Origin of the sequence: Allotamlana fucoidanivorans (assembly GCF_006265225.1) — a bacterium.
Classification (GTDB): domain Bacteria; phylum Bacteroidota; class Bacteroidia; order Flavobacteriales; family Flavobacteriaceae; genus Allotamlana; species Allotamlana fucoidanivorans.
This window is the reverse complement of record NZ_VDCS01000004.1, coordinates 169495-182371: the sequence shown is the minus strand read 5'-3', so window position 1 is coordinate 182371 and position 12877 is coordinate 169495. Positions and strand designations below refer to the sequence as shown.

The window sequence follows — 12877 nt, the reverse complement described above, 5'->3', positions numbered from 1 at the left end:
TTGATGTTAAAACGTTTAAAAAAATATTTAAAATATAAAATAGTTAATTTATATGAGCTAAGGTACGGAACTTTTTATTTTAGGCATACTGGCTTTTGTCCGTGCTGCGAAAAGAATACGGTTTTCATCGCCAACCACCATTGGCTTAGAGATCATTTTAAATGTAATAATTGTGGGTGTATTCCAAGGGAACGCGCTTTAATGCAAGTCATAAAAAAACAATATCCAAACTGGGAATATTTGACTATTCATGAATCGTCACCAGGTAATCGTGGTCATAGTGTATTGTTAAGGCAAAAAGTTGATAATTATATACAAACCCACTATTTCCCAAATAAAAAGTTAGGAGGGCTAGTTAATGGATATCGTAATGAAAACTTAGAGCAGCAAACTTTTGAAGAAGAGTGTTTTGATTTGGTAGTTACTAGTGATGTCATGGAGCATATATATCATCCAGACCAAGCATTTAAAGAGATTCATAGAACTTTAAAACAAGGAGGTGCTCATGTATTTTCGGTGCCTCTTGTTAATAAGCATAAAACTAGTGAACGTTGGGCTAATTTAGGAGATAACGGAGTGCTAGAATTTTTACAGGAACCTGACTGGCATGATAATCCAATAGATAAAAAAGGATCGCCAGTAACTTTTCATTGGGGTTATGATATTAAAGAATATATAGAAAAGCATACTGACGCTGAGTGTGAAATTATTTATTTGGATAATTTAGATTTAGGCATTCGAGCTGAGTATATTGAGATTATAGTTGCTAAAAAAAGTGTTAAATGCATAAATTACGACCAATAGCCTTTGTGCTGCCTCAATTTCATCCCATTCCTGAAAATGATGAATGGTGGGGAAGAGGATTTACCGAGTGGACGAATGTAACTAAGGCGAAACCATTATTTGAAGGGCATTATCAACCGCATTTGCCAGCCGATTTAGGGTTTTATGATTTACGCTTACCAGAGGCTAGAAAAGCACAAGCAGATTTGGCTAAGGAGTATGGTATACATGGTTTTTGTTATTATCATTATTGGTTTAATGGGAAACGCTTATTAGATCAACCTGTAGATGGTATGTTGGATCAACCTGATTTAGACATGCCGTTTATGCTATGTTGGGCAAACGAAAATTGGACAAGACGTTGGGACGGTAAAGAAGAGGAGGTTTTAATGAAACAAAGTTATAGTTTTGAAGATGATAAAGCCCATATTCGTTGGTTATGTGAAAAAGTGTTTTCGGATTCGAGATATATAAAAATAGATGGTAAGCCTATTTTTGTTATTTACAGACCAAGTTTGTTGCCTAATATTAAAGAAACTGTATTGATTTGGAGGACGATTGCGAAAGACGAGTTTGGTTTTCCTGATTTATATTTAATGTGTACTGAAAGCTTCCATGAAATAATAAAACCTTCGTATATAGGTTTTGATGCTGCCATTGAATTTTCCCCGCATGCAGTAATAAAGCATAAAATAAATAATGAGTCTAAGAAGAAAAGGTTTAGTATTTTTAAAAAAAAGCAAAATCCTATAATAGTAGATTATAGAGATTTTAAACAAGGTGTAAAAGATTGTTTGAATAGGCAGTGTGTTGAATATAAATTGTATAGGAGTGTGACACCTTCATGGGATAATACAGCACGTAAAAAAGAAGGAGGAATTGTAGGAAAAGGTAGTAGTCCGAAATTATATGGTAAATGGCTTAGAGCTATCATAGAGGAGTTTAAACCTTACTCAAAAGAAGAAAATTTTGTATTTATAAACGCAATGAATGAATGGGCAGAAGGCAATCATTTAGAACCCTGTGTTAAATATGGTAAGGCTTATTTAGAAGCTACTCAAAAGGCGTTACAAAATGAATCCTAAAGTTTCTGTAATTATACCAAATTACAATCATGCGCCGTTTTTACAGCAGCGTTTTGATACGGTATTTAATCAAACCTTTCAGGATTTTGAGGTGATTTTACTGGATGATGCCTCTACTGATGGAAGTTTAGAGTTATTACAGCGGTATGCTCAACACCCTAAAGTATCTCAATTAGTTTTAAATACAAAAAATTCAGGGAGTCCGTTTAAGCAGTGGAAAAAAGGGATAGATTTAGCGCAAGGAGCGTATATTTGGATAGCAGAGAGTGATGATTATTGTGAGCTTAATTTTTTAGAAACTCTGTTAAAGTTATTTGAAAAAAATACAGTTTTAGTCTATTGCGCTTCAGAAATAATAAATTTTTTAGGAGAGCAAGAAGGACGACATGTCTGGGCTGATGCATTGGATAAAAAACGTTGGACTAAAAGCTATACTAATACAGGAGAAAATGAAATACTTGAGTATTTACGATTTAGAAATACCATAACCAACGCTAGTGCCGTAGTATTTAAGAAAAAAGCTGTTGATGATATAGCGTTTCCAGTACATATGACATTTTGTGGTGATTGGTATATTTGGATAGAACTATTGAAACAAGGCGAAATAGCCTATACTTGTCAACGGTTAAACTACTTTAGAAGACATAGAGACACAACAAAATCAGTTAAACCATTGCCTCTTGAGCAAAAGCGAGTTCATGAATATATAGAAATAGTAATGAAGCATAGCAATGGTTTTAGTCGGTTTATTAATAGATCTAAATATTATTGGATATTTGACGAATGGAGAGATAAGTTTAAATCTAATCACAAAATAAAAAATTTACCATTGGACTTTTTAATTTATAACACATTTAGAAAATTTTAAATGAAAGATGCCGTTTGTACTATTATTACTAATGATTATGGGCATTATGCCTTGGCATTGCATGATACATTGCAGGCTTATGGAGATAATGAATTTTTCTATGTTTTTGTAACTAATGGCAGGCTGCCAGAGTATGTCAATGAACAATTAAATACTAGAGAGCGCGTTTTTATTTTGGACGAAAGTAATTTTAAGAATTCTGAATTAGCTGTTCAATTAAAAATAAAATACAGCTCAACATATCATGATGCTTATCGTTGGGGCATGAAACCTGTTTTAATGACATATTTATTAGAGCATAATCTGGATAGGGTTATTTATGTAGACAGTGATGTGCTTTTTTTTAGCAAATTTAGGTTTCTATTTGATACCTTGAATTCACATTCTATATTGCTATCTCCGCATTGGCGATCAAGTTATCCAGAACAGGATTTAGATAATTTTAAATTGAACTTTTTAGATGGTATTTATAACGGCGGCTTTTTAGGAGCTTCTAAAAGAGGAATTTCTGCATTAACCTATTGGGCAAAACTGTGCTTGCATGAATGTAAAGTAGATCGATCCGAGGGATATTATGTAGATCAACGCTATCTTGATTTATTGCCTACCCGATTTGATGGTGTAGGACATCTAACTCATAAAGGGTGTAATGTAGCCAATTGGAATCAAATAGATTGTCAGCGTACTTTGCAAGATAATGGAGAGGTGATGATTAATGATACATGGCCTATTGTATTTATTCATTTTACTAACAGTATGTTAAGAGGTGTTTTGCTGGGGGAAGATGTCTTGTTAAAACCATTTTTAGAAAAGTATAAACAAACATTGTTAAAATATAATGATATTGATATTGTTAAAATGTTTTATGAAAAAGGACGTTTTGAGTCAGCAAGAAAGGATGTTTCTGAATTGGATAATAAAAAGAACAGAAATACTTTCTTGAAAAGAATTTTAAAAAGAATTAAATGAATATAGCCATATTTACCCCCTGTCAGAATCCATATTCTGAAACCTTTATACAGGCTCATAAAAAAGGGTTGAAGGGTACGGTGTTTTATTATTATGGCTACGGAACACAATTAAAATTAGAAGGAGTAGATAGGTTAATGCCCTTGTATCTATATAAATTACATAGGATAAGAGCAATGTTTAAAAAAAGAGGAAGTGCTGATTTATGGAAGCAATGTGTACTTTATAGTTTGAGCAATAATAAGATAGATGTTGTGCTTGTGGAGTATGGTAATCATGCTCATTATTTATATAGCGTACTTAAGGAGGCTAAAATTCCTGTAGTGGTACATTTTCATGGTTATGATGCTAGTGTTGCTACTGTTATTGAATCCTGCAAGGGCTACAAAGCTGTTTTTCAATTTTCAAGAAAAATAATAGCGGTTTCTAAAGTCATGGAAAGTCGTTTACTCGCTATGGGGTGCCCAAAAGAGAAAATGGTTTATAATGTATATGGGCCCAATAGAATATTTGAGAGTGTAATGCCTAAATTTTCTAAGAAACAATTTTTATCAGTTGGTAGATTTACCGATAAAAAGGCACCTTATTATTCTATTATGGCATTTCAAAAAGTTTTACAAAAATATCCTGAAGCCACATTATTAATGGCAGGAAATGGTGTCTTACTTAATGTTTGTAAAAATTTGGTAAAACATTTAAAGTTAGAGAATAATGTGTTTTTTTTAGGGATTATAACACCAGACAAGTATGTGGATTTGTTAAGCGAATCATTGGCGTTCGTACAACACTCTATCACTGCAGATAATGGTGATATGGAAGGAACGCCCCTTTCTGTTTTAGAAGCAAGTGCTGCTGGTTTACCTGTAATATCAACTTGTCATGCTGGTATACCTGATGTTGTTGAACATGAAAAAACAGGGTTATTATGCCAAGAGCATGATGTTGATGGTATGGCAGAAAATATGTTACGTGTTTTGGAGGATTTAAGTTATGCAAAATACTTAGGGAAAGCAGGAAAAGAATATATTACATGCAGCTTTAGTTTAGAAAGACATTTAAACCAACTAGAACGTATTTTAAAGAATGAAGTTAAATAGTTGAAAATCTTATTAGTATACAGTGACTCCATTAATATCCATAATAATACCTACCTATAATAGGGGATACCTTATAGGAGAGACCTTGGATTCGATCATAGCTCAAACTTATATTTATTGGGAATGCATTGTTGTAGATGATGGAAGTACTGATAATACCTTTGAAGTATTAAATAAATACAGAGAAAAAGATTCGAGAATACAGTATTACAGTAGACCAAAAAACAAACCTAAAGGGGCTAATGCTTGTAGGAATTATGGTTTTGAAATTAGTAAGGGTGATTATGTAAACTGGTTTGATAGTGATGATATTATGCTGCCCAAGAAATTGGAAACTCAAATTAAAGAATTGCATTTATCTACTTTTGACTTCGCTATTTGTCAAACCCAAGTTTTTGATGTAGAGAAGAAATTAAATATCGGATTAAGAGCAGAGAAATTAAAGTCTGATAACATTTTTGAAGACTATATTACCTATAAAATATTTTGGTTAACAGGTGCGCCACTATGGAAAAAGAGCTTTTTAAAAAAACACCGTGTAAAGTTTGATGAAAAGTTACAGCAAGCTCAAGATTACGATTTTCATATGCGTATTTTAAGCATTTCACAAAATTATTTTGCAAATGAAACCCATCTTGTAATGTTTAATATTCATGCAGAAAACATGTCTAAAACTATTCTTGATACCCCACCAAAAACATTTTCAAACATTCAAGTAAAATATAATATACTTAATAATTATAGGGAATTACTAAATGAAGATGTTAGAAAAAATATTTTAAACGAAGTAGGACAGTTATATAGTTTCATTGTTAGAAAACGATATAAAAAAATAGCATTTAAAACCTCATTATTGTTGTTGTTATTATATAAAAGTAATGGAGAGTTATTTCAATCAAATGCATTGAAAATGTTATATAGAACATTAGCACCTTTATTTTATACGTTTTTGGGGAAAGGGTTTAAGTTGACTAAATTAGCGAACAAAATTGTTTCTTAATAAATCAAGTTATGCCTTTAATATCTGTTGTGCTTCCTGTTTATAATGTAGCAGAATATGTGGATGAAGCCATAACTTCAATATTAAATCAAACCATACAAGACTTTGAAATTTTAGTAATTGATGATTGTTCTACAGATGAGACTTTACCAGTTGTTAAATCGTTTAAAGATAGTAGAATTAGAATTATTGAAAAGTCTGTAAACAAAGGACTTATTGATAGTTTAAATATTGGTTTTAAAGAAGCAAAAGGAACATACATTGCCCGGATGGATGGAGATGATATAAGTCTACCTAGTCGATTTGAAAAACAATTAAAAGTCCTTCAAAACAACCCCGAAATTAAAGCATGTGGTTGTTGGTTACAGTGCTTTGGAGTTAGTTCTAAAGTATTAAAATATAAAGAACTTCATGAAGAAATTAAAACTCAAATGTTATTGGCTAACTCCATGAGTTTGTGTTCTTCAATGTTAGAAAGAAAGACGTATGTACATTTTAATTTTGATGAGACCAAAACCCATGCGGAAGATTACGATTTTTGGGCAAAGTCGGCGTGGACATGTAAAATGTACAATATTCAAGAAACTTTGTATTATTACCGAACTCATAAAGAACAGGTGTCCATCTTGTATAACGATATACAAAAGGTACAGGATGTTAAAATTAAATTGAGCCTTTTACATAAAATAGATTATGACAAAGAGAGGTATGAAGATGTGTTTATTAAACGGGTGTTATTTTCAAAAGAAGCAATAACTGTTGAAGATTGCAAACATTTTTTTAAATGGCTTAACCAATTAAAAAAGATAAATAAAGTACAACAAGTTTTTGATCATAAAGAGTTTATTGAGGTGCTTAATGTTTTTAAACAGCAATTTGTTTTCTATTTATTTTTCACAAATTGCAGAAAAGGAATAAATTACAGTATAAGGATAAGTATTCTAAATATTTTACCTTTTAAGCAAAAATGGTTTGTTATTAAAAAAAAGATAAATGAGATTATGCGTATAAAAACAAACAAAGTCTTTAAGAAATCAATATGAATCAAAACCATTTAGGCTTATCTATTTTAAGGGTGCAAGCAACTTTTTCGGTAATCATAATTCATGTTTCAGCGCCAATTTTAGGGGAGTATGGAAAAATACCACTTTTTTATTGGCACGTAGGTAATTTTTTCGATGGTGTAAGCAGATACTCTGTTCCAGTTTTTTTTATGATAAGTGGCGCTTTATTGTTGAATCAGAACTACCCTTTAAAAAAGTTTTTAAAAAAAAGGTTTGTCAAAGTACTACCACCGTTTATATTTTGGTCATTAGTTTATAGTGCGGTAAAGCGATTTGTAAAAGGAAATGAACAATTTGATTTTTTATTGACCACTGATAAGGTTATAAGAGATGTTTTTTATGGGAGTGAATATCATCTGTGGTTTGTTTTTGTGCTTATGGGAATTTATTTGATAACACCAGTAATCAGCAGATGGGTGAAAAATGTTCCTTCAAGCGAGGTTTTATTTTTTTTATTAGTTTGGTTGTTTACTTTGATTATTAAAATACCAGGTATTGGTATATATTTTCCCAAAATAGATTTAATATATTTTTCAGGCTACATAGGGTATTTTGTTTTAGGATATTACCTACTGAATTTAAATTTAAAAATAAAATGGCACATCGTTTTGTTATATGTATTTGGCGTTTTTGTTACAGTTTATGGAATGTTTTATTTTACAGAAAGGAACGGAAAACTTTTTAATTATTTTTATGATTTTTTAAGCGTTAATACATTATTGGTTGCAACAACATTATTTTTATTGGTAAAAGATTGTTCTATTCAGAATAAAAAAATAAAGCGTTTAATAATAAATATTAGTAATTGCTGTTTTGGTGTTTACCTTATGCATGTTCTAGTTTTAGAACTTTTTAATATGTTGAGGTATGATTGGAGGATAATAACACCTATAATTAGTGTTCCTGTAGTTTCAATATCTTGTTTTTTTGTTAGCATTTTTATAGTTTATTCGATAAGAAAAATTAAATATGGAACACTAGTAACTGGGTGAATTAATTGATGAATTTTAACAATAAAAATATTTTATTGGTTTTTCAAGGTGGTAATCTTGGAGGTGCAGAGCGTCAGGGTTTTGGGTTGGCACGATTTCTGGCTCAGAAAAAAAACTGTAAAGTAGATTTGTTATTTGTTTATTCCAATAAGCAATCTCAAGAATTTAAAGAAGTTCTCGAAACCTCTCCTATAAACAGAACGTTTTTTTTTGGAGAACCTTATGTTTTTTTTAAACGTGAAATCTCCATAAAGAACTTAAAAAGACTCAAATGGTCTGCTCAATATTTGTTAAACTTAAGAAAGGAGTTGATTCAATATAAATATCACACCATTATACCTTTCCAAAATACACCATCAAAAGTAGCCTACTATTTATATAAATTGTTACCAACAGTAAAGTTTGCGTTTTGGCATCAATTAGGGCTGGATATTTTAAAGTATGATATATTTGAGCATATTGCAGTAAATAATATACCTTGTATTATTGGGAATGCTGAAAATTGTTTGGAGGTATTTAGAAGTGATTATAAAATAAAAGACAATAGATTAAATCTTTTGCCTCAATACTTAAGTTTAGAAAAGGAAATAAAAGATAAAGAGGCTATTAGACAAAGTCTTAAAATACCCCAAAACAGCTTCGTATTTGGTATGGTGGCACATTTTACAAGTTTTAAATACCATATGTTGCTTTTGAATGTTTTTAAATTAATACAACATCAATATCCAAACGCTCATTTGGTATTAATGGGTAACAAACGTCATGGAACTAAAGCAATGGAGATTTACAATAGCTTAAGCAAAGAAATTAAAAAAGATAGTTTACAACAAAAGGTAACCCTACTGAGTAATAAAAGTGTTGTTGATGTGTTAAATATTCTTGATGTCGGGGTGCTATTGTCTTTGATTGAGGGTACTCCAAATGTAGTTATGGAATATATGTTATATGGGTTACCTGTAATTTGCTCAAATCATCCTGGGTGTGTCAGTTTGCTAAAAGACTCTGAGCTTTTGGTAGAAAATAATGAACAAGACATATTTAGAGCTATGAAAATGGTATTGACCTCTAAATCATTACGCGAAAAAGAATCTCGAAATAATTTGGAGAATATTAAGAATTATAACGTAGAATCATACGTGGACAAACTTGAAATAATTCTAAACAAATGCTTTAGTTAGATGTTGCATAACAATAATCCTCATATAAGTATTGTTTTGCCATGTTACAATGGAGAACGTTTTTTGTCAGATGCAATTAAAAGTTGTTTAAACCAATCCTATACAAATTTTGAACTCATCATTATAAATGATTGTTCAACAGACAAAACCGCTGATATTGCAAACCAATTTGCTAAAAAGGACCATAGAATTAATATCATAACAAATAAGACAAATAAAAAATTACCTGCAAGTTTAAACATCGGGCATCGCCGTGCTAAAGGAGATTTTATCACTTGGACGTCAGATGATAATGTTTTGAAGCCTAATTTTTTAGAAAAAATGATACAGCAAATTATTGAGAGCAGATCTGATTTAGTTTATTCTAATTATGAGGTTATAAATGAAAATGGTGGTTTTAAACGAATACATATAACGGGACCAACAGAGCATATTTTATTTGGAAACAAAATAGGAGCTTCATTTCTTTACAAAAAAGAAGTCTTTTCTATGTTAAATGGTTATGATGAATCGCTGTTTTTATTAGAAGATTATGAGTTTTGGTTAAGGGCTAGTATGCAGTTTAAGTTTATTCATGTTAAAGAAGTATTGTATGAATATAGGTTGCACGAAAAAAGCTTAACAGCGAATATTCAACAGAAAAATAAAGCTAAAAGCAATCATAAAAAAGGCGTTTTAAAAATGTTCAATAAATTGGCAGATAAATTGTCTTGGAATTATGAAACACTTCAGTTTATAAAAGACCATTTTTTACATGAACAGGTAAATTTGTTGCATTATATGAGTCATAAAAATAAAATTGATCAGGATATTTTATTGTTTAATCCTAAGAGATTTAATGAAATAGAGGTAGAAAGGGGAATTAATGAGGTGCTGAGAAGTCATTTGCTGTCTGATATCTGTAATCGAAACTTGAAAACATGCTTTAGGGTTTTAAGATCAAAAAGAGAGTTGTTGTTACACACTTCATATAGTAGAAGATATACATTACAGTATGTTTTAAAAAGTATTTTTAAATAGAATTTTGATGAAACAGGCCATTTTAATAACCGCTTATAAAAACATGCATCATTTGGAAGAATTAGCCGCCTTCTTTGATGATAGCTTTGAGTTGTATATACATATTGATAAAAAGAGTGGTATTTCAAAAAAGGAGTTAGAAAGCTTAAAAAAGTATGATGTAGTCAAGCTTGTTAGTCAAAAATATAAGGTTAACTGGGGTGGTTTCAATCATTTAAAAAGTATTCTATTTTTAACAGAACAAGCATTAAAAAATTCTAAAAATTTCTATTTACATCTAATAAGTGGACATGATTTTCCTATTAAGCCGAAACAGTTCTTTTTAGAATTTTTTAAAAAAAAGAATACGGAGTTTATTAGTTATTTTGAAGTGCCAAGAATAGGGTGGGCAGATAATAATGGAATGGATAGACTTGAGTATTTTAATTTATATGATGTCTTTGATGCTAAAAAATCTAAGCATAATAAATGGATTAAACGCTTAATCAGTTTGCAGAAGAAATATGGATACAAAAGATCAATACCTTCAAGTTTTCCTCAGCTTTATGGAGGGGCTACTTGGTGGAGTTTAACGAGAGAATGTGCGGAGTATGTAATAGAATATACTAACGAAAATAAATCTTTTTTTAATAGATTTAAGCATACATTATGCTCTGAGGAGTTTTATTTTCAAACCATAATCATGAATTCTAGGTTTGCAGAAAATGTGTCTACAAATACGTTAAGGTATATAGATTGGAATTCAAGAAATGGTAATAGACCTGCCGTATTAGATGAATTAGATTATGAGAAGTTGACTTTAACGGATGCAGTTTTTGCCCGAAAATTTGAATATCCAATTTCCGAAGATATAATGAAAAAGTTAAGAGCTCTAAATGTCGGTTAATCCAAAAGTCACTATAGTTATGGCTACCTACAATAGGGAGCATTTTATATTGGAATCTTTAAAATCAGTACAAAGCCAAACATTTAAAAATTGGGAATGTTTAATAATTGATGATGGAGGTAACGATAATACAGACCAAATAATAACTCCATTTTTACAAAAAGATACTAGATTTAAGTTTCTAAAACGTCCAAACAATTATTTAAAGGGCTTACCAGGATGTAGAAATTATGGGTTAGATTTGGCAAAGGGAGACTATATTGTGTTTTTTGATGACGATGATATTGTACATCCACAAAACTTAGAGTTATGTGTAAACGAATTATCCATAGGTAGTGTTTCATTTTGTAGATATTTAAGATCTGTTTTTTTTGAAAATTTTGATTATGATTTCGATTTTTCAAAAACATATAGTTCGTTTTATATCGATGAAAAGGCTATTGACGATATTGTGACAAATAAATTACCTTTTAATTCATGTGCAGTAATGTGGAAAAATACATGTTTTAAAGAGCTTCGTTTTGTTGAAACTCTTATGTATGCAGAAGAATGGGAACTATACTCTAGAATTATTTCTAATGGTTTTAAGGGGATTTCTATAAATAAAGTACTTTTTTATGGACGTAAACATCCACAATCAAATACAGGTGAGTTTTGGAACAATTCTCCCATACGTGTGAATTCAAAAAAAGAAGCTATCAAGTTGGTGGTAGAAAACTTGTGTCAAAAGGAACTGCTTAGTCCATATTTATTTAAGTATTTAGTAAATTTAGCTATTTCGTTTAGAGATTTTAAATTGGTGAAAAATGTTTTTAAAGAAACTGTTTCCAGTTCAAGAATAGAAATTTTTTATTCGATAAAATTTTTTTTATTTCCATTATGGCAAAAAGTTTATAGGCTAAAAAAGAAACACTTGAAATAAACGTAAACTATAATTAATGAGAGTTGGAGGAAACCCACAAAAGGCAGAAGGACTAATTACTTTAAAGACAAATCATAGGGTAGTAATGGTTGTTTTTGTTCCTGAGTTAACAGGATATTATACTAATATGTTTGAAGTGACTAAATTGTCCATAAACTCTTTGATAAAAACAATCCCGTTGACTTCTGCTATAACTATTGTTGACAATGGTTCATGTTCAACTGTTACCAATTATTTAACAAAATTACTTAAAGAAGGTCTTATAGATGCTCTAATGTTGCTTAAAAATAATATAGGCAAAATTGATGCTTTAATGGCCGGAGCTAGAGGAGCCAGAGAACCCATTATAACGCTTACCGACTGTGATATTTTGTTTGAAGCCAATTGGGTTTCTGAAACTATAAAAGTATTTAATACTTTTAAAAATGTAGGCTCCGTGTCTCCAATACCTACACGAACGGCGGTGAAATATTTTACCTTTAGCACCCAGCAGGCTATTTTACAAAAGCGATTATGTTTGAAATTTGAAAGTATTCCCGAAAATTTTAAAGCATATAATATGTTTTTAAAAAGTATTAATTGGAATCAAGAACCAGATAAGTTTAAATTATGGCCTGTGGTTATCAATAAAAATGTAAAAGCCATAGTTGGTAGTGATCACCAAGTAGTTACTTTACGTAGAGATATTCTTTTTAACTGTACACCAAGCAAACCATCTTTTACAAAGGTAGGAAAGGAATCGGAGCGTGATTATGTTGATTTAGCTATTGACATGAGCGGCGGATTTAGATTGTCAACCTACCACTTTTATGCGTTTCATATGGGTAATAAGCTTGAAAATTGGATGACTATAGTATATGATAAATTAGAAAACAACTCTGAAGAATTAGATCTCAAGTTATTTCCAAAACTTAAATATCAAGATATAAACCCGTTTTGGTACAAATTCAAAAAGAAACTTTTAAAGAAAGTATTTGAAACACAGATACCTTCTAACTACTAAAAAATAAAAA

The 12877-nt window shown here is 30.6% G+C and carries 13 protein-coding genes; all 13 read left to right on the top strand.

Annotated features, from left to right (window positions below):
* The first annotated feature begins 3 nt into the window (after positions 1–3).
* From FGF67_RS05175 to FGF67_RS05115, 13 genes are read left to right on the top strand one after another with little or no spacing between them, the layout of a single operon-like run.
* A complete protein-coding gene (locus FGF67_RS05175) occupies positions 4–804 on the top strand; it encodes a class I SAM-dependent methyltransferase (RefSeq protein WP_139695418.1) in 801 nt (266 codons plus the stop codon).
* Positions 783–1868 (top strand): glycosyltransferase WbsX family protein, encoded by a 1086-nt coding sequence (locus tag FGF67_RS05170; RefSeq protein WP_139695417.1) that lies wholly within the window; start codon positions 783–785, stop codon positions 1866–1868. Before FGF67_RS05175 ends, FGF67_RS05170 begins: the two co-directional genes overlap by 22 nt.
* Positions 1858–2736: a glycosyltransferase family 2 protein gene (locus FGF67_RS05165; protein ID WP_139695416.1), complete on the top strand. Its 879-nt coding sequence runs from the start codon at positions 1858–1860 to the stop codon at positions 2734–2736. Before FGF67_RS05170 ends, FGF67_RS05165 begins: the two co-directional genes overlap by 11 nt.
* On the top strand, positions 2737–3705 hold the full coding sequence (locus FGF67_RS05160; protein WP_139695415.1) for a hypothetical protein: 969 nt from the start codon (positions 2737–2739) through the stop codon (positions 3703–3705).
* Positions 3702–4802 carry a glycosyltransferase gene (locus FGF67_RS05155; RefSeq protein WP_139695414.1) on the top strand — a complete coding sequence of 367 codons (1101 nt, stop codon included), beginning with the start codon at positions 3702–3704 and terminating at the stop codon, positions 4800–4802. The genes FGF67_RS05160 and FGF67_RS05155 overlap by 4 nt, the downstream gene beginning before the upstream one ends.
* Positions 4803–4824: 22 nt before the next feature.
* Positions 4825–5802: a glycosyltransferase family 2 protein gene (locus tag FGF67_RS05150; protein ID WP_139695413.1), complete on the top strand. Its 978-nt coding sequence runs from the start codon at positions 4825–4827 to the stop codon at positions 5800–5802.
* Between the two features lie 11 nt (positions 5803–5813).
* Positions 5814–6845 carry a glycosyltransferase family 2 protein gene (locus FGF67_RS05145; RefSeq protein ID WP_139695412.1) on the top strand — a complete coding sequence of 344 codons (1032 nt, stop codon included), beginning with the start codon at positions 5814–5816 and terminating at the stop codon, positions 6843–6845.
* Positions 6842–7858, top strand: coding sequence for an acyltransferase (locus FGF67_RS05140; protein WP_139695411.1), 1017 nt, complete (start codon positions 6842–6844; stop codon positions 7856–7858). Before FGF67_RS05145 ends, FGF67_RS05140 begins: the two co-directional genes overlap by 4 nt.
* Before the next feature lie 8 nt (positions 7859–7866).
* The gene (locus FGF67_RS05135; RefSeq protein WP_139695410.1) at positions 7867–9036 is read left to right on the top strand and encodes a glycosyltransferase family 4 protein; all 1170 of its coding nucleotides are present in this window, start codon (positions 7867–7869) and stop codon (positions 9034–9036) included.
* Complete coding sequence (locus tag FGF67_RS05130; RefSeq protein WP_139695409.1) at positions 9037–10056, top strand: glycosyltransferase family 2 protein; 1020 nt, start codon at positions 9037–9039, stop codon at positions 10054–10056. It abuts the gene before it with no gap.
* Between the two features lie 7 nt (positions 10057–10063).
* Complete coding sequence (locus tag FGF67_RS05125; RefSeq protein WP_139695408.1) at positions 10064–10942, top strand: beta-1,6-N-acetylglucosaminyltransferase; 879 nt, start codon at positions 10064–10066, stop codon at positions 10940–10942.
* Entirely contained in the window at positions 10932–11864 is a 933-nt protein-coding gene (locus FGF67_RS05120; protein ID WP_139695407.1) for a glycosyltransferase family 2 protein, read from the top strand. The genes FGF67_RS05125 and FGF67_RS05120 overlap by 11 nt, the downstream gene beginning before the upstream one ends.
* A 16-nt stretch (positions 11865–11880) precedes the next feature.
* Positions 11881–12867, top strand: a complete 987-nt coding sequence (locus FGF67_RS05115; protein ID WP_139695406.1) for a glycosyltransferase — start codon at positions 11881–11883, stop codon at positions 12865–12867.
* Positions 12868–12877: the final 10 nt, after the last annotated feature.